General features: G+C 46.9%; 16 protein-coding genes. 6 read left to right on the top strand and 10 right to left on the bottom strand.

What is annotated here, in order from left to right; translation table 11 throughout:
• Nucleotides 1-566: 566 nt before the first annotated feature.
• From MIC7113_RS22165 to MIC7113_RS22145, 5 genes are all read right to left on the bottom strand, one after another.
• Nucleotides 567-2,417 (bottom strand): FAD-dependent oxidoreductase, encoded by a 1,851-nt coding sequence (locus MIC7113_RS22165; RefSeq protein ID WP_015184426.1) that lies wholly within the window; start codon nt 2,415-2,417, stop codon nt 567-569.
• A gap of 44 nt (nt 2,418-2,461) precedes the next feature.
• Nucleotides 2,462-2,857: a fluoride efflux transporter CrcB gene (gene crcB, locus MIC7113_RS22160; RefSeq protein ID WP_041781149.1), complete on the bottom strand. Its 396-nt coding sequence runs from the start codon at nt 2,855-2,857 to the stop codon at nt 2,462-2,464.
• Between the two features lie 142 nt (nt 2,858-2,999).
• Entirely contained in the window at nt 3,000-4,661 is a 1,662-nt protein-coding gene (locus MIC7113_RS22155) for a hypothetical protein (protein ID WP_015184424.1), read from the bottom strand.
• Nucleotides 4,662-4,808: 147 nt separating this feature from the next.
• On the bottom strand, nt 4,809-5,525 hold the full coding sequence (gene rph / locus MIC7113_RS22150) for a ribonuclease PH (RefSeq protein ID WP_015184423.1): 717 nt from the start codon (nt 5,523-5,525) through the stop codon (nt 4,809-4,811).
• A gap of 164 nt (nt 5,526-5,689) precedes the next feature.
• Entirely contained in the window at nt 5,690-6,292 is a 603-nt protein-coding gene (locus MIC7113_RS22145) for an adenylate kinase family protein (protein WP_015184422.1), read from the bottom strand.
• Between the two features lie 275 nt (nt 6,293-6,567).
• Here MIC7113_RS22145 and MIC7113_RS22140 point away from each other — a divergent pair, with 275 nt between their 5' ends.
• From MIC7113_RS22140 to MIC7113_RS36750, 4 genes are all read left to right on the top strand, one after another.
• Nucleotides 6,568-7,104, top strand: a complete 537-nt coding sequence (locus MIC7113_RS22140) for a P-loop NTPase family protein (protein ID WP_015184421.1) — start codon at nt 6,568-6,570, stop codon at nt 7,102-7,104.
• An 817-nt stretch (nt 7,105-7,921) separates the two neighbouring features.
• Nucleotides 7,922-8,665: a hypothetical protein gene (locus tag MIC7113_RS22135; protein WP_015184419.1), complete on the top strand. Its 744-nt coding sequence runs from the start codon at nt 7,922-7,924 to the stop codon at nt 8,663-8,665.
• Between the two features lie 130 nt (nt 8,666-8,795).
• A complete protein-coding gene (gene gloA2, locus MIC7113_RS22130) occupies nt 8,796-9,200 on the top strand; it encodes an SMU1112c/YaeR family gloxylase I-like metalloprotein (RefSeq protein WP_015184418.1) in 405 nt (134 codons plus the stop codon).
• 31 nt (nt 9,201-9,231) lie between these two features.
• Nucleotides 9,232-9,378, top strand: a complete 147-nt coding sequence (locus tag MIC7113_RS36750) for a hypothetical protein (protein ID WP_015184417.1) — start codon at nt 9,232-9,234, stop codon at nt 9,376-9,378.
• Nucleotides 9,379-9,561: 183 nt separating this feature from the next.
• On the opposite strand, the gene MIC7113_RS22125 is transcribed toward MIC7113_RS36750, so the two are convergent.
• Nucleotides 9,562-10,293 (bottom strand): glutathione peroxidase, encoded by a 732-nt coding sequence (locus MIC7113_RS22125; RefSeq protein WP_015184416.1) that lies wholly within the window; start codon nt 10,291-10,293, stop codon nt 9,562-9,564.
• Between the two features lie 257 nt (nt 10,294-10,550).
• Between MIC7113_RS22125 and MIC7113_RS22120 the strand changes: the two genes are divergently transcribed.
• Both MIC7113_RS22120 and ygfZ read left to right on the top strand, forming a co-directional pair.
• Complete coding sequence (locus MIC7113_RS22120) at nt 10,551-10,934, top strand: hypothetical protein (RefSeq protein ID WP_015184415.1); 384 nt, start codon at nt 10,551-10,553, stop codon at nt 10,932-10,934.
• 63 nt (nt 10,935-10,997) lie between these two features.
• Entirely contained in the window at nt 10,998-12,056 is a 1,059-nt protein-coding gene (gene ygfZ / locus MIC7113_RS22115; protein WP_015184414.1) for a CAF17-like 4Fe-4S cluster assembly/insertion protein YgfZ, read from the top strand.
• Nucleotides 12,057-12,109: 53 nt separating this feature from the next.
• On the opposite strand, the gene MIC7113_RS33720 is transcribed toward ygfZ, so the two are convergent.
• From MIC7113_RS33720 to MIC7113_RS33715, 4 genes are all read right to left on the bottom strand, one after another.
• A complete protein-coding gene (locus MIC7113_RS33720) occupies nt 12,110-15,775 on the bottom strand; it encodes a PAS domain S-box protein (RefSeq protein ID WP_015184413.1) in 3,666 nt (1,221 codons plus the stop codon).
• Between the two features lie 160 nt (nt 15,776-15,935).
• On the bottom strand, nt 15,936-16,247 hold the full coding sequence (locus MIC7113_RS34965) for a (2Fe-2S) ferredoxin domain-containing protein (protein WP_015184412.1): 312 nt from the start codon (nt 16,245-16,247) through the stop codon (nt 15,936-15,938).
• A gap of 248 nt (nt 16,248-16,495) precedes the next feature.
• Nucleotides 16,496-17,470 (bottom strand): cysteine synthase A, encoded by a 975-nt coding sequence (locus MIC7113_RS22100; RefSeq protein WP_015184410.1) that lies wholly within the window; start codon nt 17,468-17,470, stop codon nt 16,496-16,498.
• A gap of 314 nt (nt 17,471-17,784) precedes the next feature.
• Nucleotides 17,785-21,558, bottom strand: coding sequence for a two-partner secretion domain-containing protein (locus tag MIC7113_RS33715; protein ID WP_015184409.1), 3,774 nt, complete (start codon nt 21,556-21,558; stop codon nt 17,785-17,787).
• Nucleotides 21,559-21,623: the final 65 nt, after the last annotated feature.

Below are 21,623 nucleotides of genomic sequence, written 5' to 3'. Positions count from 1 at the left end.
TGACGGTTGGCTAGCCTCCAGATTGGTGACCGATTGGCGTCTGTTGGTGATTTAGGGCTACATCAAACGACTTCCAAAAGCTGGAGAACGGCATTCCTCCCACACTTAACACGGCACGTGTAAGCAAGGAATCCTGCCGCCTATTGAAGAACGAGAATATTTTTGCTAAATTTTAGGCTGGTGGAATAATAAAGACTAAAGTGTCTCGACTTTCCGTCAAGACAAGCTGCTAGAATCTTTGCGTGGCTACCAGACAGTAACATGACGCAAAAGTCCAGCATCTCGTCTCAAACGTTTGCAGTTGGCATCATTTTTCCCAAAACCAGCCGAATGCCATTTAGACATTAGCGCCCACTCCCACGATGTGGAGACTTGTTGTTGTCTTTATGGGTGTCAACTGAGATGAGTTGGTAAGAAATACAGGTGTAAATGCTCATAGCAGATGTCCGTATCGGGATTTCTATTACCTGATACGGAGTTCTTATGAGGGCGTCAGGAAAAACTTTCGTCGCAATTTATTGGATATTCACAGGATTGGTGGTAAAATTCGTAAGTTTACGCACGTATTACACGGACTCAATCTTTTCCACCACTAGCCAGCCACCTGAGTAATTAAGACGCCCCCAAACCTTGAGCTGTTGCTGGTCTTTACAAGCCTGAAGTTGCTTATCAACCTCTGGTTCTAGAGTAATCAGTATCCAAGTCTGTCCCGTGTGAACCACTGGTGCCGTCAGAGTCAGGCTGTAATCCTGCTGTTCATGGCGTTGGAAACAGCCAGTAAAGGTAGAAGCTGGTAGTTGATCCTCCTGACTTTTAACATTTAACCTTTCAACCTTCAACGTTTGAATGCTGACATTCCCCGTTACCGGATACTCTTCTGGGTGATCCAGGTAGTAGCGCTGCCAATACAGCCAGTCTGGATGGTTAGCTGGCAAATTGAACAGAGGAATCATCGCCACAGGAGCAACAGAGTCCTGTAATAAGGCTTCTTGGAGACACCTGACGGGTAAATCTCTAGGCTGACATCCCCGTTCAATGCACAATGAGGCTGCCATGCCTGCGGCTTGTCCCAGGTTCATCACTACGGGTTGTAACCGGGTTGCTCCATTGGCAATGTGAGATGCCGAAATATTTTTATCACAAGCTAAAAGACCATCTGTTGATAGTGGAACTAATGATCTATATGGAATCGTAAACGGTGTGCCTGTCCAGCGTCCCCCCCAGCGGATTGATTTTGGTTTTAAGGGAAAATTGACGCCGGGGTAATGGTGGTCATTGGGGTAGTTTCCCACAGCGATGGAAGTGATTTCACTGCCTGTTTCATCGAGTGGTAAAGCTGCCACTTGCCCCCCAGCAATGGGTAAGATATCTTGTTCAAGCACTGTAGCAAGCCCCTGAAGGCGTCGGCTTTCGCGGTAGTAGGGATGTAACGCATAAGCCCCCCCGCCCATTAGAGAGGGAGAAAAAATGTTGTCGGCTAAGCCGTAACGATGCCCCAATTGGGTTTGAATAAAATGGGCAAAACCTTGCGTGTGCCAAAGCGCTTCCTGAAGAAATTGCTGTCGCTGTTCTGGAGATTCAACTAAACGCCCCACACCTTCACCATAATCATTCCCGTGGATAGGCCAGTTGATCATAAATAGCCCTCCAGGTAAGCGCCCATAATTCATAAACAGTTCTGCGCCGTAGTTATCCCAGGCACCTGCAAACAACTCAGGATTGTAATGAGGTGGGATAGGAATTTCTGGGGCATCCTCGGCATTGCCAAAATCTTTGAGGATAACCACCCAAGTTGGAGCCTGCACTGGATATCGTTGAGTTAGCTCATTAGGAGAGATGGGGGCACTGGGTTCTGCAACATGCGATAGCGTTGCGCTGCCGCCTTGGGCAGATCGCGTTGCGCTGCCGCCTTGGGTAGAGAGCAAGTCCCAACCCCAACGATGGGGCACATCTGCCAATGCCAACAAGTCTCCCAGTTCCGTTCCGTCCAGTGTAATCTTGGCGTGGACGGTGAAATCGGCAAAGCGAACACCCGTAATACAGTTACTTTGTTGCAAAACTTCTATTGGGGTCTGTCCCGCCATCCATTTCAGGTTAGGGAGTTGCTGCACCCAATCTGCGAATATCTTTGCTCCGATGCGGGGATCGTAAGAAAACATACTGACCCAACTATTATCTAACCCCCCTGTTTGTTGATGTCGCAGTTCTTGCAGGAAGGCACCCCAAAGGCCGGTTTGAAAGGCGGCTAATTCATTACCATCCGGTGCTGCAACGCCCGCAGAGGTGAGCATTCCCCCTAACCAAGAGAATTCACTTACGAGGATGGTGCGGACACCTCTACGCGCCGCTTGGATGGCGGCAGCGGTACCGCCAGTACCACCTCCAACGACTAAGACATCGGTAAATAACTTTTGCATGTAATCAGATTCACCGATGTAGATGGTGAGTTGTTTTCATATACTTATTTTCCTAAGTGGGCGAGGATAACGCCCAACTGAACGCTAATAATTCCGAGTATGGCACTACCTCCCCAGTAAAAACTGAAAGCCACAAAGTTGCGCTCACGCAGTAAAGTAAGACTTTCTAATCCATAAGTTGAGAACGTCGTGTAAGCGCCCAAAAATCCAGTTGTAACCATTAGACGAATTTCTGGCGGAATTATTGCTACGTGTTCTAAAGCAAAGGTGACGAAGAACCCCATCGCAAAACAGCCAGTAAGATTAATGAAAAAGGTGCCATAGGGAAACGCTGTGCCGAAGCGTTGGACAAACCATAAAGTAAGATAGTAACGCGAGAGAGCACCTGCGATCGCGCCTAAACTAATGGCTATGGGAGTACGAACAGATGGCTGTTGCATTATATCCTGCGCTAAAAATGGCGCTGTAGTTAAAAGTTGCAGGCTGCGATTAATAAAAGGTTTCAGAGCCATTAATTTTTTCTACAATTGAAGCCGTTATGGACGAAACCTTCGTAGAGTAATAAATTTAGTGAAATTGAACTTATTGACAGCGTTTAATAATGGATAAAGGTACGCTTAGGCGTGTCACCTGATGAACGATTGGACACTCTGGTAACTTACTTTGAGCATCCCACCGAGGCCACGCTAAATAATAAAAGGGTTTGGGTATTTCTGCTGCCGTCGATTCGTTGTAGCCCATCACCTTCATACTTGGATTAGCAAATAATTGAGCAGAATAGATGAAACCACCCACTAACACAGTGGATCCAGGTTTAGCATTTTCGTTAATCCACTCCATACCTTCACGTAAACTCAACCCCCAGTATTCAGTATCGTAGCGATCGCGAACTTTTTCCAACCCACCTGATAGGCGATTCACATAGATATATTGGTACGGATGTAGAGCTACCATATCAAATGCGATCGCAGCATAAACGACGGCGATAAATGTAGCCGCCATAATCTTAAAACTCGGCTGAGATAGCTTTTGATAAATCCAAATAAAAGCCGTTGCAGAAATCACGGCAATTCCGGGCAATGTAAATAAAAAATGCCGCATTCCATCATACATGGGGGAGTGCTTAACAATGGCAACTAACGGCATGAATAAAATTTGGAATAAGATTAATAAGAAGCAAGCTTTTTGAAGATTTGATAACTGGGTGTATCGAGTGATAATTAAACTGACTCCGACCCAAAATCCCACTTGAAAAATTAAGGGGATGGACATAAAGAGCCAGGTCGGCAAGTAATTCCATGGAAGATGCTGAATGGGAATAAATTTACCATCAAATAAGACTTGGATTTGTAGCCGATGTTGAGATAAATAGCCAATTGTTTCTAAAAAGCCACCAATGGGATTCGACCAAAAGGCAGGATAGCAGATTGTATTAACAACAAACCAAGTTATACATAACAGTAAGTAAAAACCACCAAAATTTAGAATTGCTCTCCGATTGAATCCTTTGCTAATTTGGAGGATTAAATAGGTGGCTAAAATAAAGAATAAAACTAGAAATCCCCCAATTCGTATCCCAGAGAGCAGACCGATTAAGGTGCCATATAAAACCGTGTATAAAGTGACTCTATTTTTCCCTACTCTGAGTGGGTTCGGACTCGTTAGATAAACATTAATTAAGTAAGTTCCCGCAAGAGTAGTCAGCGTAAACAAGGCGGCAAAAGGAGGGTCTTTAGGATTAAAGAAGCTATGACCCCAAAATAGGGGAAAAAACACTAATGTTAATGCGCCAAACCAAGCATACTCTGCACCACATAAAATTCCCACTAATCCGGCTACTGCACCATAGGTAATTAGGGATACTAAAAACGTCATATAATGCTTGAATCTGGCTCGATCAGCTAAAGCTTTGAGCCTTGACTGCTCACTATCAAGCTCTTTTCCATAGTCAAGGGGATTATAGGAAAATCCTTTAACCAAAAACTGTTGAATTTGAAAAGCTATCTCTGAGGTGACATTAAAGACGGGGCCAAAATACTTTAAATCACCAGGAATTGGCGTACCTTTCGTGATGAGTTCTAAGTTCCTCCTCACCATTGCTATTTCTGTTCCCTCATCGGCAGAAATTCCATAATGATGAACAGTAGGAAAGCCAATGAGGGCAATTACAAGAATGACAGCAATGACTTTTAAGTAAGCTGTATTAAAAGCCGTTTTTACTGTCTGGGGAAGACTATTCATCATAAATTTATCAAGGTAGAAGCCCCACTTTGAATCCTTGAGGGCAGTAACTAAGTAACTAGAGTAAGAAGGCAGGAGGCAGGAGGCAGGAGGCAAGAAAGCTTGTAAAGTAACTTTTTTCAGCAGGTGGATTATTTCCGCCTGGGTGTACTAGAGTAAGGATTGATTCTGAGCTATGAGCAGTTCTTTAATGCCCTTTTCTGCAAAGTCTAGAAGTTGATTGAGTTGATGGCGACTAAAGGTACCGGATTCGGCTGTCCCTTGTGCCTCAATAATACCCAGCTTGTCGTTCATCACGACATTGAAGTCTACTTCAGCCGCGACATCTTCAAGGTAGTTGAGGTCCAAAAATGGTTCTCCCTCCAAGAGTCCTACAGAAACGGCTGCCACTTGATTACTCAGAGGCGATCGCTCCAATACTCCTTTTTTGAGTAACTTATCCAAGGCGTCGGCTAGGGCAACATATCCACCAGTGATCGAGGTTGTACGGGTACCTGCATCAGCCTGGAGAACATCTGCATCAACAATTAGGGTACGTTCTCCTAATACTTTCATATCCAGACATGCCCGTAAACTGCGTCCAATCAATCGCTGAATTTCCTGAGTTCGCCCCGATAGTTTGAAAAGTTCCCGTTCTTGACGCTTGGGGGTGGCTCCTGGGAGCATTCTATACTCAGCCGTTAGCCAGCCGCCTCCCGTACCTTCCAAAAACTTGGGGACTCCCTCCTGTAGGGTTACGTTACACAGTACCTGAGTGTTTCCGCACTTGGTTAAGACGGAACTGAGGGCAAAGCGAGTAAAGTCTCGCTCAAAGCTAATGGGACGTAACTCGTCGGGTTGCCGATTGTCAGGACGCTGCCAAGGCATGTTTCTTCTCCGGTTGGTGTTGAGGTTTGGAAAGGTTGAAAGTTGAAGGTTGAAGGTTAAAGGTTGAGGGATTCAAAGCAGTCTTTTAATCTACAAATTTTTAACCTGTAAGTTGTTAGCGGCTAACATTCATCCTTAAATTAATCAGCCCCCTTTCCTAGCCTTTAAATTTGGAGTTTTTGCAAAATATCCTGCTCTACCTGCTCTGGCAATTGGTCTCCGTTGATGGTCAACAGCCGCTTGCGATACCCATAGTATTCTAGGATGGGAATAGTTCGTTCATAGAATAAATTGAGGCGACGCTGTATGATTTCAGGCTGATCGTCTGGGCGCGAATCTTTGACGAAGTTATTGCCTTTGGGATTGCCTTGGAAGCTGTGGGTTCGCCCAAGGCAGCGATCCATCATCACGGATTGGGGCACCTCTATGTAAATCGCCCAGTCTAACTGCTGCTCTAAATCATCCAGTAAAAAATCCAACTCCTCTGCCTGAAAAGCCGTGCGGGGATAGCCTTCTAACAACCAGCCTTTACCCTTAGCGTCGTCTTGTAACAGACGATTTCGCATAAATTCAATCAGGATGGGATCAGGGACGAGTTCTCCTTTGTCCACATACACTTGTGCCTGACGCCCCAATTCACTTTGGGATGCGATCGCCTGTCGCAAAATATCACTGGTGGAAATCTCAGAGATAGCCAGTTGGCGGCACAACTTTCGAGCCTGTGTTCCCTTTCCTGCTCCTGGGCCTCCCAGAATCACCAGTCTCACAATAAAATGCTCCTACTTCACTACGATTAGAAATTTTAGAGATAATTCATTTTGCACAACGTCTCCAGGGGGGCGTGTATTCAAGCTCACGAAAACCATTGTCCCATCAATCCCAGACCCATGAAAGCGCTACAATTGGAATCTTGACGGACTCACAGATTTGGTGTTTGACTAGGTAGTCTACCCTAAAAATACACTACATCTTGCTCACGGCATCGGCTCTTTAACTACGCTCTGATGAACTTTAGAGGTTCGTTGCCCCTTAAGTGTTGACTATGGTTTCCCAGTTAGAAGCGACCAAAATTGATTCACCTTGTCCCCTTCCCTACCACATTGAGGGACTGGTACAAGTGTTTACCACCTCCCACCGCAGCTTTTTTACCAATGTTATCGCCCAAGCCCTAAGAATTGCGGGTCAAGGTACTCCTGTTCTGGTGGTTCAGTTCCTCAAAGGCGGAATTGGGCAAGGGTATGAGCACCCTGTGCGTTTAGGGCAGCATCTCGATTGGATTCGTTGCGATCTTCCCCGCTACATTGACACACCGGAGTTAGACGAGTCAGAGCATCGCGCTTTGATGGAGTTATGGCAGTACACTCAGAGCGTAGTATTGGCAGGAAAATACTCGTTAGTTGTGCTTGATGAACTTAGCTTAGCCATCAACTTTGGCTTAATTCCCCAAGATGAGGTGCTAGCGTTTCTCAAAAAACGCCCCAGTCACGTTGATATTATTTTAACGGGGCCACAAATGCCCAAAGCGATTCTCGATGTCGCTGACCAAATCACAGAAATTCGCCGCAGTCAACACTTGTAAGTAGGCATCAAAAGTTGAGTGTGAGCGAGCAATTATGCAGTGTAAGAACCGTTAACCCGACTTGCCGTAATTTGTCAGAGTAAAACGGAGACGATAGTGGTTGCGTTGGGCGTTCAACGCACCACTGCTCTAAAATTCTCCTAAGCCGACTGACGAGCGTCCATGTGTTCGTCTTAACCCCAATAAAACACCCATCTCATCCACAAAAACTAGGTTTTCTGGATTGATGTTTTTCACCTTCTCCCAATACTCACACCTGAGATTTTGCACTCGTTCCGTGGCGCACTGATATCATGTCCGGTTAAACACCCATCGTTAGGATTGACGCGGGGACACGGAGACATGGGGACGCGGAGAGTTTTTATTATGGGTAATTAGACGGACATGATATGACTACTCCGTATCATCTTTTTTTCGCGTCAGATGTTGTTTTTTTAGTTTACGACACAATACTGTTGTGCTAATTCTTGGAAAAGGCGCGATCGCACTCTCATCTGCCCTTCACAACCTAGAACACCGATTCAGTAATCGCCGAAACGACAATTTTTCGTAGGGGCAGTGTCTCCGGAAAAAGCCCCCAAACCCTGACGGGGCAACCACGACCGGAGCTTTAGTGAGGAGGTTCCCCCTACCATTAATGAATTGATGTTCATAGAAAGTAATGACAATTACTCTGATTCTTCCCGGAGAAATTCTCTCCTCCCTGTAAAAAGGAGGATGACAAAACACGCTTTTTATCATCAATGGACTCCGCAGAGCCTAGCATCTCTGCAACAATGTTTTCACCCACCTCAATTCGCATCATAAAACTACTGCGATGGAAAAACCCTTCAGACTTACCTTCTCGAATGGACGTGAAGCCCCTGCCATTCGACCCTCTGTGCCCACAGAGTTATCCGTTGCACTCAATCAAATGGGGCTTCAGCCGTCGCGTCCCATTTTAGTCGTTGTGGGAGGTGCAAGTCAGATTAGTGAAGCTGAATTCTTACGCATCCAACAGTTGTTTATCAAAGTGTTAGCCCCTATTGCTGAAAAGTTAGGCGCTTATGTGGTGGATGGGGGTACGGATGCGGGTGTTATGCAATTGATGGGTATGGCACGTAGCCAAATCGCAGGGACGTTTCCCCTCATTGGTGTTGCTCCAGAGGGAAAAGTCGCGCTTCCCAATCAGCTTACCTCTTTTGAAGATTCCACACCCTTAGAGCCTCACCATACCCATTTTGTCTTGATTCCTGGGAACGAGTGGGGAGATGAATCACCTTGGATTGTTCACGTTGCTACAGTACTCGCGAATGGTTCACCCTCTGTTACCGTGCTGCTTAACGGTGGGGAAGTTACATTCAAAGATGCTTTTCAAAGTGTCATTGCAGGGCGATTGGTAATCGTCATTGCCGGTAGTGGTAGAACGGCAGATAAAATAGCAGATGCCTTGGATGGCAGAGGAACTGATGATCGAGCGATAGAATTAGCGGACTCTGGCTTGGTACGAGACATTAACTTAGAAGATGGTTTCGCTCATCTGGCTCAAGCCATTGAGGAGCTGCTTTCTGCTGAAAATTAATTCCCTCCCAAGGCGATCGCATCCATCCATCAGCAAGTGCGATCGCCCCTGCTTTGAGGAATAAGGGGGTTATCGAAACGGATTGGCTATCACTACCATTAAATTGCACTGTAGCTGATGAAAAACAACGATGCGAATCCATCATGTAGCCATAATTTGCTCAGACTACGAAAAATCCAAACACTTCTATGTTGATATTTTAGGATTTCCGATTATCGAAGAAACCTATAGAAAAGAACGACAGTCTTACAAACTCGATCTCCAAGTCGGTGAAAGCGATTGCGCGGAGCGCAGCGCCAAAGGCGATCGCATCGAATTGTTTTCCTTCCCCAACCCCCCTCAAAGAAGCAGTACCCCTGAAGCCTGCGGATTGCGGCACTTGGCTTTTGAAGTTAACGATATCCATGCATCAGTAGAGCAACTGCAAGCCAAGGGTATAGAAGTGGAAGAGATTAGGGTTGATGAGATTACAGGGAAGAAATATACCTTCTTTAAAGACCCCGATAACTTACCGCTAGAACTTTATCAGAAATAGGTGAAAGGCAGGGTATGGACGCACACTAGCCATGCATGATGCGAAGGGGCTTCAGTTATGGAATTGGCGATTGCCGAAAAAAATCCGCACCATTGAGGCTAGTTCTAACTTCGCCTTCACCCCAGATGGACAAACCTTGCTGACTTGGCATAACTACAGCCAACAGGTTTGGCGGTAGAGGAGACTTCTGGAGTGCTAACGGTTCATACCCATTGGGTTTAATCTTGACACCTATTCTCTAATCGCTCCCCCTTTGATCAGGAGGGCTAGGGGGTGTGGAATGTGACATAAAAAAGCCACTTGGTATCAGATCCCCGACTTCTTATAAAAGTCGGAGATCTCATCTTTCACCTCAACCGACTTAAGCGCTTAAGTATTGCTCAAGGGCTTCAGAACCGCCAATGAGTTTTCCGTCAATAAATACTTGTGGAACCGTTGTTGCACCAGTAGCGGCACGTAAAGAGCGCATGGTGGCATCTTTGCCCACAACGATTTCTTCATAATCAATTCCCCGATCCTTGAGAGCCTGCTTCGCACGGGCGCAGAACGGACAGCCCACTTTAGTAAATAGTGAAACACACTTGGGCTTAGCGGCATCTGGGTTGATGTAGTTGAGCATTGTTTCGGCGTCAGACACCTCAAACGGATCGCCCTCAACTTCCGGCTCAATAAACATCTTTTTGATCACGCCATCGGTCACTAACATAGAATAGCGCCATGACCGCTTCCCAAAACCCAGATTTTCTTTGTCAACGAGCATTCCCATTTGTTCGCTGAATTCACCGTTACCATCGGGAATGAAGGTGATGTTGTCTGCCTCTTGCGTTTTCTTCCACTCATTCATCACAAAGGCGTCGTTGACTGACACACAGATAATGTCATCAACACCGTTTTCTTTAAATGTCTTCGCCAACTCGTTGTAGCCTGGTACATGGGTGGATGAACAAGTAGGCGTAAACGCTCCAGGTAGAGAAAAGACAACTACAGTCTTACCCTTAAACAGCTCATCGCTTGTGACATCAACCCATTGGCTATCATTGCGGGTTCTGAATGTGACATTAGGCACTCTTTCCCCTTCGCGGTTCTTCAGCATTTATTTTGCTCCTGTGTGATATTAACTTGTAGTCGTTATGAATTTACTTTCTACAGTGTACTCATAACGACTATGATTTGCCAAGAAAATTCCACCAAAAACGGAACTCTTTTTTCAGAGTCCGAAATCCCTCCCCCTTAGATTAATTATCATTATCAAGAATGAGGGCATACAGGTAATCAAAAACAGCCCAGAATCGGTCTGTAAGTTACTTTAAACTGTGTTATGTCTTCTTCTGTGCACAGTCCAATTGATTTATGAAACCCAAATTTAAAAATATGGTCGCGTGGCACCAGGCTGAACTGGTTATGCAACCGGCTTTAATCCGCATCATCGATCAGATTCGCAAACAGCTAGAAAGTACAACTTGGAAAGCAACTTACAGGGATGTTCAGGCTCCAATCCCAGGCTATGAGATGTGTCTAGAAGGCAATGGCAAGGAAGTGTGTGTCAATATTTGGGAGCTTTGTTATCAAGTCTGTTTTCTCGACTACACAGCAACACACACTGAACTCGAAAGCCAGGAAGTGGAGATTGATACCAACCTAATTGATGAAGCCGGTGAGGTGGATTGGCAATATCTAGACACAAAGGCACAACGTTTGGTGGCACAACTTTTTGCCAGCTTACCCCTGGCATAGCTTTTGGCTTAGCGATGCGCTTCCATAAGAAGATGGCTAATGGAGGCGAAAAGCAGGAAGAACATGATTCAAGAATTATATGATGTTCAGCAAAAGGCTGGGGCGACGTTTGAGTCAGTTGCTGATGTCACGATTCCCGTGAGTTTCGGTAACGATACAACCGCGATTCAAGCCGCACGCCAAGGTGTTGCCTTGGTGGACTTATCTCATTGGGGATTGCTGAAAATCTCCGGTGATGACAGACTGCGCTACTTACACAACCAAAGTACGAATGACTTCCAAAAACTCAAACCAGGACAGGGCTGTGATACGGTTTTTGTCACCTCTACCGCCCGCACGATTGACTTGGCAACGGCTTATGTTACAGAGGATTCCGTGTTCCTCCTCGTCTCTCCCAATCGGCGTCAGCAACTAATCGAGTGGTTGGATCGGTATATTTTTCCGATGGATCAGGTGGAATTAAAGGATGTGTCCCACGAGAGTGCCACCTTCAGCTTACTTGGGCCAGGGAGTGAAGCCTTGTTGCAACAATTAAGTGATGAAGTCCTGATCGAGGATGCCTATGCGAGTCACCAAGAACTCATGCTTAATGGACTTAAAGTACGTGTGGCAGTGGGCAATGGCTTGGCATTACCTGGATATACGCTGATCGTTTCTGCAAGTCATGCCGCGAGACTCTGGCAGGTGCTGACAGAAGCGGGAGGGATGCCGATGGGCGATCGCATCTGGGAACAACTGCGAATTCAGCAAGGGCGTCCCGTGCCCGATCGCGAACTCACCGAAGATTATAATCCGCTCGAAGTGGGTTTATGGCAGACCATTTCTTTTGATAAAGGTTGCTACATTGGTCAGGAAACAATTGCCCGATTAAATACTTATAAAGGCGTCAAGCAACAACTCTGGGGCGTCCGCCTGAAAGCCCCGGTTGAACCGGGAACAGTTGTCATGGTAGGAGAAGAAAAAGTCGGTAAGCTAACCAGTTTGACAGAAACGGATCAAGGGTTGTTTGGTTTAGCTTATATCCGCACTAAAGCCGGTGGCAAGGGATTAAACGTGCAAATTGCAGATGTAGAGGGTGAAATCGTGGATGTTCCGTTCTTAACCCATGATTATCCAGCTTGAGGGATAGCTGGGATGCTCACGAACGCCACACCAACATAATTTAAAATCCCCAATTAGGAATGGTGGATGGGAAGCTCAATCATAAACTCAGTGCCCTGCCCCGGTACCGAAATGCACTGTAAGTGTCCACCGTGTTTTTCAACGACAATTTGGTAGCTAATCGACAACCCTAAACCCGTACCTTTGCCCGCTGGTTTCGTGGTAAAAAAGGGGTTAAACAGCTTTTGTTTAACCTCTTCCGTCATGCCTGGGCCATTATCCTTGATGCGAATGATCACCCAATGGTTATCTCTTGTCTCGGTGCAAATCTTGATTTTCGGTGTTGTTTCATAGTTAGGTGGGGAAATTCTTTCGATCTCCCCCTCACCACCTGTGTGAATCACCAGCGCATCGTGATCGTGAGCAAAACGGGACACGATCGCGTCTATCGCGTTGCTAATCAAATTCATAAATACTTGGTTCAACTGCCCTGCATAACACACCACCTGTGGCAGCTTTCCATAGTTTTTACTGACCTCAATTTCTGGACTTCCTCCCTTGGCTTTTAAGCGATGCCGCAAAATCATGAGAGTGTGATCAATCCCTTCATGAATATCGACCGAACTCATTTCATCTTCATCCTGCCTGGAGAAGTTTCGCAGCGATAGGACGATTTGGTTAATGCGCTCAGCACCCACTTTCATTGAATTCAGTAATTTGGGTAGGTCTTTGATAATAAAATCTAGGTCAATTTCTTGAAGTTCATATTTAATTTCTTCAAAGGGTTGAGGATAGTAATCTTGGTAAAGATGCACGATTCTCAGCAAATCTTGAATATAGTCACATGCATAGTTGATATTGACGGTAATGAAGCTGACAGGATTGTTAATTTCGTGAGCTACACCTGCCAACAATTGCCCTAAGCTGGACATTTTTTCAGTCTGTACCAACTGAGCTTGAGTTTCCTGCAAATTTTGTAGCGCTTGTTCTAATTCTGCGGCTTTAGTATTGGCTCGCGAGTTGGAAATTTGCAGATCTAAGTTTTGTTGAGCAAGTTGGGCGGCTGTGCATTGTTCCTTCTCCAACAGGCGGGCGTGAGCGAGAGCAATGCCGACTTGAGCGGCGACGGCTTCTAACAGTTCAATGTCACTACTCGTCCAATAGCGGTAGGCATCACATTGATGTAAACCGAGGACACCATTGGGTTGACCTTGATAAGACGTGCGAATTGCCAACATTGATTGGATATCCATCGCACGGCACAGAGGCAGGGTGTCTGCGAATAGGGGTTCAGCGTACACATTGGTCGAGGCGATCGCCCGATCGGTGGCTAACACTTGCTGGATGTGAGCATTACCCTCCACCGGAACTTCAAACGCCCCGATTGAGGAATACCCGGTTTCTAAATACTCCGCTACTAAAGATAACGTGGATTGTGGTGCAGATTGATAGAGAAAAATCATGCAGCGATTCACCAACAAGGCTTCTCCCAGTTGCGTCACGGTGGTTTGGAAGATGTGCTGCGGATCAAGGGAGGAGCGAATCTCGCTGGTGATTTGTTTAAGTAATTCAGCACGTTCGTAAGAACGCCGGAGTGCCGCTTCTGCCTGCTTGCGTTCTGTAATATCCGTATGAATGGCGATCGTGCCGACTACCTCACCGGTGACATCTTTAATGGCATCGATTCGCAAGGCAATTTGCCTTCTGGAATGGTTACGAGACACCATTTCGACTTCGCCCTGCCAGGATTGGCCACTCACTGCGCTTGCCAACACGTCGGGCATAATCTTGGCATCTGGAAACAGCATGGTAAATCCCCCAGCCTCATTGAGCTGCTCCAGTGTATAGCCGAACATTTGATAAAAGGCAGGATTGAGGTAGTTAAACCGAACCAAGAGCGTGTCAGCAATGGCGATCGCATCACTGGCATTTTCAACGGCTTTGCTAATGTGTAGGAGTGCCGCTTCTGTGCGTTTGGCGGCGGTGATGTCTTCGACCATACTCACCACAAACAATAAACTCCCGGATGGATCGCGAACCAGAGAAACACTCAGGCGTCCCCAAACCAAGTAACCTTGTTTGTGGAAGTAGCGCTTCTCCATCTGGTAGGAGGGGATAGAACCGGCAAGGAGTTCCTGGTAGAGGGTAAAATCAGCGGCTGTATCATCGGGATGAGTAATCGTGACCTGCCGCAGTTCCTGTTCGCTGTAACCGAACATTTGGTGTAAGGCTTGATTGCTGGCAATAATCTCTCCAGAGGGGTCACTCAGCGCAATTCCTAGGGCTGCATTTTCAAAGATAGCTCGGAAATGCGCTTCACTGGGCTGTCGTAACTCCTGAAGTCGGAAGCGTTCTGTTACATCACGAGCGCTGACGGCAATGCCTTCTACCGCCTCATCCGCTAAAAGATTGGTCGCCGTGACTTCTAACCTGCACCAAGAGCCGTCTTTACGCAAAGCACGGAAGGTGGTCGGTGATAATGTGGAGCCATGAGCCGCAATCCGCAATTGCTTCCAGGCCACCTTTAAGGCGGCGACATCTTCGGGGGCAATGTACCTCAAGCCATGCTGCCCCACTAATTCTTCGGGGGAGTAACCCAGGATACGTTCCAGGGCAGGGCTGTTGTACAGGATGGTACCACTGGCAGAGACAACAGTAATCAGGTCACAAGAGTATTGAATCAGCGATCGCCATTTGGCTTTACTTCGTTCTATCACGGCTTCGGCTTGCTTGGTCAGCGCGAGGTTACGGGCAACAGTGACGTACTCCATCTCTCCATTTTCCGGATTGTGGGGCATACTGCCTGACGAGAGATGGGGTGAATTGGCGCTGAGAGAGTGGAGCTGTTCTAGAATCGGTTCTAGAGCCGCCGTTCGTTCTTTGAGTCGGACTTCCAGAGCCTCATTGGTCTGTTGTAGGGCGGCAATCACTCGTTCTTGACGGGTGATATCTGTAGCGACACCATCCAAGCGAGTGGGTTGGCCTGCGCGATCATAAATCACTTGCAGGCGATCGCGCAACCAGCGGATTTCGCCACTAGGGCGGACAATGCGATATTCCATATCTCCACCGCCGAGTTCCAGAACTTTCTGTCGTTGAGTCCAGACGTGAGGACGGTCTTCTGGATGAATAATTTCTAACCAAAGGCTGATGTTCTGAAAAAACTCGTGACTGGGACGCCCATAGATAGACTCAGCGGCGGGATTAAGATAAATCAACTCAAAGCGATCCAGGGTCGCTGACCAGGCCACATCTTCCAAGGAATTAAGAATGTGGTTGAGTCGTTGTTCACAAGTATTCAGCGAAGTTTCGATTTCCTGGTTTTCCGGTTGATCAGCTTGCGGCTGACGCTCTACTCCCTCTGCCTGCTTGTCTGAGGTAATGTCCTGACACAGTCCAGAAACCTTAATAGGATGCCCGTCACTATATACTTCTCCTTCGCTTCTTAACCAACGCCTACTGCCGTCCGGGCAGTTGATGGAAAATTCAATCCTGTAATTCGTTTTTTTTCGGATGGCGCGGGTGAGTACTCTCCTAACAAACCGACGATCTTGTACACAAATCTGCTTAAGTAAGCTTTTATAAGTCCCCTTTAACGTACCTGGGGCTAAACCCCATAGGGCTTCAAAATTCTCAGACCAAGTAACTTGACCCGTCAGGAGATTCCACTCCCACATCCCACTCTTCGTGGCCTGTAACGCTAACTTCAGACGGGTGTCACTCTTGTCCAAATATTGCATAAAGCGTAACGATGATGAGTGATAGCTTAGTGGACATCACAAGAATTTATACTCAGCCGACTACCTCAGGGGTTTAGCAGAGTCTAACCCTGACCTCGTTTTTTCTTGCTTTTGCACCCGATAAAGTTGTGTCGATAGGATAACTTCCCTTCTAGTATCCTCAAGACTGTTTCCCAGGCGAATGATACTTAGGGTAGAGCATAGACACAACAGGATGGCCTCCTTGGAGGTGCCGCTCAACCACCACGGGTACTTCTTTGGGGTGGACGGAACTGTACCAAAGTTGATCAGGCGTTATCAGTACCATTGGCCCGTTGCCGCATTGTCCCAGACAACCACTACCTATTACTGTGATACCCGTCACTGGCGAGTGTTGAAAAGCGGCTAGTACTTTGGCAGCACCTTGCTTACGGCAGGTACGACCTTGGCAGATCAGTACCTGTCTTGAAGATTCTGAACTATGATTACCCACTCAGTAACTCAACTTAGTTTGCAATTATTTTTAGACTGACTTAGAGCATAAAAATAATTGTAAATTTTGATGTACTTTACTACCCAATAATAACGTTTTAATATACAAATCAGCTCTCCCGATCTTGGATTGATCAGGCAACTTGATATCTTTAAAAGCTGGATCAAGGGGGAATGTGAGTTCCAGAGTAGGGAAAACAATCCGCAAGATCAAGATTTTCCCCACCCAGTACGGGAGAGCTACTCGTTTTAATCCGGTAACAATCCTTTCGACGCCAACCATTCGCGATTAAATAGCCGAGACTGGTAACGCGCCCCACCATCACAAAGGATCGTAACAATCGTATGACCAGGTCCCATTTGTTTAGCAAGGGCTACGGCAGCTCCCACATTGATACCTGAAGAACCCCCCAAAAAAAGTCCGTCTTTTTCGAGCAATTGATACACAACTCGAACACACTCATGGTCATCGACTCGAATCGCATCATCAGCCGGTGCACCTTGCATATTTGACGTGATACGACTGCTACCAATCCCCTCCGTAATCGAATTCCCTTCCGTCTTCGGTTCGCCCGTTTTAACATAGCTGTACAACCCACTACCCATCGGGTCGGCAACAACCGTTTTAACGTTGGGGTTTTGATCTTTCAAGTACATGGCAACACCTGCATAAGTCCCACCAGTCCCGGTAGCCGTCACCCAGGCATCAATTTTGCCATCGGTTTGCTGCCAAATTTCTGGCCCTGTGGTTTCGTAGTGTGCTTGCCGATTGGCTAAATTATCAAATTGATTGGCCCAGATGGCATTTTCCATCTCGGATGCCACAGTTCCAGAAAGCCTAACGTAATTATTGGGGTCTGAATAGGGTACAGCCGGAACAGGGCGAACTTCAGCACCCAATGTTCTAAGGGCATCCATTTTCTCTTGGGATTGAGTATCTGGAATAATAATCAAGCACTTATAGCCTCTGGCATTACAAATATGAGCCAGACCAATGCCAGTATTCCCGGCTGTACCTTCAACCACCGTTCCCCCAGGCTTGAGTAAGCCTTTTTCTTCAGCCTCTTTGATAATGTACAGCGCTGCTCGGTCTTTGACGGAACCACCAGGATTGAGGAACTCCGCTTTCCCCAAGATTTCGCAACCGGTTTGTTCACTGAAACTTTCTAACCGAATCAGGGGTGTGTTGCCAATTGTTCCGACGAACCCTGCTTTGATATCCATTGTGTATTTCTACCCCTTGTAAAAAAATTACCATAAATAGGCGAGTGGCCTATAGCGTTTCTCAATTGAGTGTGATACACAGGATTATAGGGGCGCACGGTCGTGCGCTCCTACGGATGTACTGCATCCAATCGAGAAGGGCTATATTTCACTAATTATGATAGGTTCGTAGTTAAGCTAAAACGCTTTAGCGCAACTACAAACAAGAGTTTAACCGAATGTAAGGTTCGCATTTTTTGATAAGTATTCCCCTACAAAATACCTATATGACACCTAATTTTTTAGGTAAATTAAGCTCTAATTGCTGACGCTGATTATTGACCCCTAGCAGAAGGAGCATTGCAGCTAGCTTCGGGAAGCCACTTCCCCGGAGAAGTTATTGTCGGCGCAGAAGCGGTGAGGACAACTTCTCCTTTTGGATTGAAGTACCATCCTTGAGCTTCTACAAGTTGTTTTGGAGCGGAATTCTGGGGCGTTGAAGTCGCTGGAGGAGTTTTATTTTCAACATTAGAATCAAGGGTAACCCAATTCGTAATTATTGACTCACCTTGTAGAGTGTCGTTAGGGCTAGGTGGCAATCCCCCACGACCTGTAATGGTAAAGCTGCTGCGCTCTTGCCCTGTTTTTGGGGGAGTACAGCGGCGGTCAATTAATTGAGTGCCATCAACAAAATTGGTCGGCAATTGGTCTTCAAGCTTATCTTGCGTGTTGAGTTCCACTGAACCATCGAGACCAACAGCAGAATTGGCCGAAAAGTCGCTTTCGGGAGTGCGGCGGTCTATAAATTTCCGGAAACCAAAGATTCCTGGCGCTTTAGCTGTAATCCTTCCTCCTTGTCCTCTGTCGGCATCGGCAACAATATCGCTATTTTCTTTTAGAATGCCAACAATATAGCTACCTGCCTCTACATTGATATTGCCGCCATTAGCCGTCCCAGTTGCTGAAGCAACAATCTCACTGTTGTTACGCAGAATGAGTGAATCGGCTACCTTTAATCGGATGTTACCTCCCTCAACAGCAGCCGTTGTTGCTCTCAGGCCTCCTTGATTACTCAGAAAGATGGAATCCGCTGTTATATCTAGGTTGCCAGCAATTCCCGCTCCAGTTCCACTGGCACTCACTTGTCCCCCGTTTTCCACAACCAAACGTCCTGTGTTAATTGTCAAGTTTCCCCCCTTTCCTGTAGAGTCCCTTTCAGCTTGAGCAAATAAACCGCTAGGAACTTCACCATCGGCGGAGCGACCACTTACTTGCACTCTAGAAGAGGCGTTGATGGTCAAATCCCCCCCATCGCCTGAGCCAAAGGTGGTTGCTGAAATCTGTGCCCCCTCTGAAACAAGTAATACAGGAGTGGTAATCGTCAAGTTCCCTGCCTTTCCTGTAGAGTTCCTCTGAGATCGAGCAACTATACGGCTGGAAGCTTGACCCTCGACGGAGCGACCAATGAGTTGCACTAAGGAAGAGGCATTTATGAGCAGATTCCCCCCATCCCCCGCGCCGAAGGTGGTCGCTGAAACTTCTGCCCCCTCAGAAAGGAGTAATACAGGAGTAGTAATTGTCAAGTCTCCCGCCTTTCCTGTAGAGTCCCTCTCAGCTTGAGCATATATGGCACTAGCAAACTGACTGTCGGCAGAGCGACCAATCAGTTGCACCAAAGAAGAGGCATTTACGGTCAGATTCCCCCCATCTCCCCTACTCAAGGTGCCAGCTGAAACCTGTGCTCCATCAGAGACTAGTAATACAGGAGTGGTAATCGTCAAATTTCCTCCCTTGCCCGTTCCTTGAGTATCAACAGATAATCGGCTGACGGACTGACCATCGGCAGAGGTGCCTACTAGTTGCACGGATTCAGTGGCATTGACTAGCAAATTTCCCCCATCGCCCGAGCCAAAGGTATTAGTTGAAACCTCTGCTCCATCTGTAACGAGTAATTGAGGAGTATTAATTGTCAAGTTTCCCGCCTTTCCTGTCGAGTCCTCGCTAGCTAGAGCAAATAAAGCGCTAGGAGATTCATCATTGGCGGAGCGCCCAACCACTTGCACCGATCCAGTAGCATTGACGGTCAAATTCCCCCCATTTCCACTACTGAAGGTACTAACCGAGACCCATCCCCCACCTGATACGAGTAATTGAGGAGTATTAATTGTCAAGTTTCCCGCCTTTCCTGTCGAGTCCCCGCTAGCTAGAGCAAATAAACCGCTAGGAGATTCATCATCGGCGGTGCGACCCAGCACTTGCACCGATTCAGTAGCATTAATGGTCAAATTTCCCCCATCTCCACTACTGAAGGTACTAGCCGAGACTCGTGCCCCACCCAATATGAGTAATACAGGAGTGTTAATCGTCACATTTCCCGCGTTTCCTGTTGAGTCTTCAACAGTTTGAGCCAATAAGCCGCTACGAGTCTGACCATTGACAGAAGTGCCAATCACTTGCACGGATTCAGTAGCATTGACGGTCAAACTTCCCCCGTCCCCTTCACCAAAGGTGCTAACTATAATACTTGCCCCATCTGAGACGAGTAATTGCCTCGCCTTGATATCAATGTCACCCCCTTTGCCCAGTCCGGACGTGTCGCTAGTGACTACGCTATTGACTAGCGAGATAACATCACTGGTAATCAGCCTGATATCGCCAGCATTGCCAGTAGCAGAGGAGGAATCAATACGGTTGTTGACAGTAAGACCCCTGCGCGAGTCGATAATGACAGAACCACTGTTACCGACAAAACCCCCAAATGTGTCATCTGTACGAATTGTGCCTACTGCGATCGCACCACCTGTCAACAAGGTATTAGGTGCGTACTGATTCGTTAAAAAAACAACCCCATCGGGCGCTCTCATCGTAATACTGCCGATGGAAATATCTGCACTCGTTGGAGTTCCAGGAGTCGGAATGCTAGAGAACCCCGTTGTTCCAGCACGAATATCGAGAGTCGGTCTAGTCGTACCGTTCAGCGCCACAGTCGTTCCATCTGATAGCGTTACAGAACTGTCGTTAAACGCTCCGCCAAAACCGTTAATCGTTACATTACCGCTAATATTGACACTACCCCCTGCCAAAATTTGCAGTGAGGCTCCTGTGTAGTTCGCCAGACTAAAATCTCCCGCCACCTCAAACACTGGATCTTTGGGGCTTGACAAATTCCCAAAACTTCCATCCAACTGCTCAATCCGAAAATTCCTACCTGCCCTGACTCGCGCATCTCCCCCAATGGTATTTGCAGAACGCCACACTATATCCCCACCCGACGAGAAAACACTGGTAGGATGATTCAGAGCGAAAATATCTACGATGCGATCGCCCTGAACGAGCAACTGACCTCCAGCAGAAGCAATGAACGGATTTGCGACACTATCCTGTACTCGCACCGTATCTGTTGCTTTTAAGGTCAAATCTCCCCCAGCAGAAAGTTGACCTTGTAAATCGAGAGTATCAGCCGCTAGAGTTAGATTGTGGCCTACTGCTAACTTCCCAACATTAGTAATCTTTGAGCCTGGTTGATTCGACCCATACTGCACGCCGGGAGTAATACTGATAGTCAGCAAAGGTGGTGCCTGTGGATTGGTTGCACTCAATTCAACACCATTCTCAAATACCAAACTCTTTGCTGTACTTGCCACAAACGAACCTGGAATATCCAGTTTGGCATTCGGGCCAAAAATCATTCCGTTGGGATTGAGCAAAAACAAATTTGCTCCCCCATCAACTCCTAACGTTCCCCGAATATTCGAGAGGGTATTGCCCGTTACCCGTGTCAGAATATTCTCAATCCCAACTGGATTAGCAAAATAAACTTGCTGTCCGTCTCCAACATTAAATTCCTGAAAACTGTGGAAGAGGTTAGCACCTCGTGCGGCACCGCCTTCAATCAAATCCGCTGTTTGTCCTCGGATATTGGCATTGGCTCTAACCACCGAACGTTCCACACCTAAAGTAGCATCGGGTGTAATCTGGGCAGTTGCGCGATTTCCAGAGAATGAGTACACCCAACCCACCACTAAACATCCTACTAACCCTCGCTGCCAGCCCCGTCCACTAGCGAAACGAAGGGAGCATCTGTTTAAGGCTTGTCTTATTTCAGGCATGGGGAGTCGTTCCGAAAGCACCAAAAAAATATTATGACTGACACTGACATCTGCACTGAGAGGGT

Source organism: Allocoleopsis franciscana PCC 7113, from assembly GCF_000317515.1.
In the GTDB taxonomy this organism is placed as follows: Bacteria; Cyanobacteriota; Cyanobacteriia; order Cyanobacteriales; family Coleofasciculaceae; genus Allocoleopsis; species Allocoleopsis franciscana.
Note: the sequence above shows the minus strand (reverse complement) of the source record. Positions and strands in the feature narration are given on the sequence as shown.

Coding starts and splice junctions, on each gene's coding strand:
- MIC7113_RS22100 (WP_015184410.1), bottom strand. CDS start 17,470: ATGGATATCAAAGCAGGGTTCGTCGGAACAATTGGCAACACACCCCTG.
- rph (WP_015184423.1), bottom strand. CDS start 5,525: ATGCCTTGGCAGCGTCCTGACAATCGGCAACCCGACGAGTTACGTCCC.
- MIC7113_RS22140 (WP_015184421.1), top strand. CDS start 6,568: ATGGTTTCCCAGTTAGAAGCGACCAAAATTGATTCACCTTGTCCCCTT.
- MIC7113_RS33720 (WP_015184413.1), bottom strand. CDS start 15,775: ATGCAATATTTGGACAAGAGTGACACCCGTCTGAAGTTAGCGTTACAG.
- ygfZ (WP_015184414.1), top strand. CDS start 10,998: ATGATTCAAGAATTATATGATGTTCAGCAAAAGGCTGGGGCGACGTTT.
- MIC7113_RS22120 (WP_015184415.1), top strand. CDS start 10,551: ATGAAACCCAAATTTAAAAATATGGTCGCGTGGCACCAGGCTGAACTG.
- MIC7113_RS22135 (WP_015184419.1), top strand. CDS start 7,922: ATGGAAAAACCCTTCAGACTTACCTTCTCGAATGGACGTGAAGCCCCT.
- MIC7113_RS22165 (WP_015184426.1), bottom strand. CDS start 2,417: ATGCAAAAGTTATTTACCGATGTCTTAGTCGTTGGAGGTGGTACTGGC.
- MIC7113_RS33715 (WP_015184409.1), bottom strand. CDS start 21,558: ATGCCTGAAATAAGACAAGCCTTAAACAGATGCTCCCTTCGTTTCGCT.
- MIC7113_RS22125 (WP_015184416.1), bottom strand. CDS start 10,293: ATGCTGAAGAACCGCGAAGGGGAAAGAGTGCCTAATGTCACATTCAGA.
- crcB (WP_041781149.1), bottom strand. CDS start 2,857: ATGCAACAGCCATCTGTTCGTACTCCCATAGCCATTAGTTTAGGCGCG.
- gloA2 (WP_015184418.1), top strand. CDS start 8,796: ATGCGAATCCATCATGTAGCCATAATTTGCTCAGACTACGAAAAATCC.
- MIC7113_RS36750 (WP_015184417.1), top strand. CDS start 9,232: ATGCATGATGCGAAGGGGCTTCAGTTATGGAATTGGCGATTGCCGAAA.
- MIC7113_RS22155 (WP_015184424.1), bottom strand. CDS start 4,661: ATGATGAATAGTCTTCCCCAGACAGTAAAAACGGCTTTTAATACAGCT.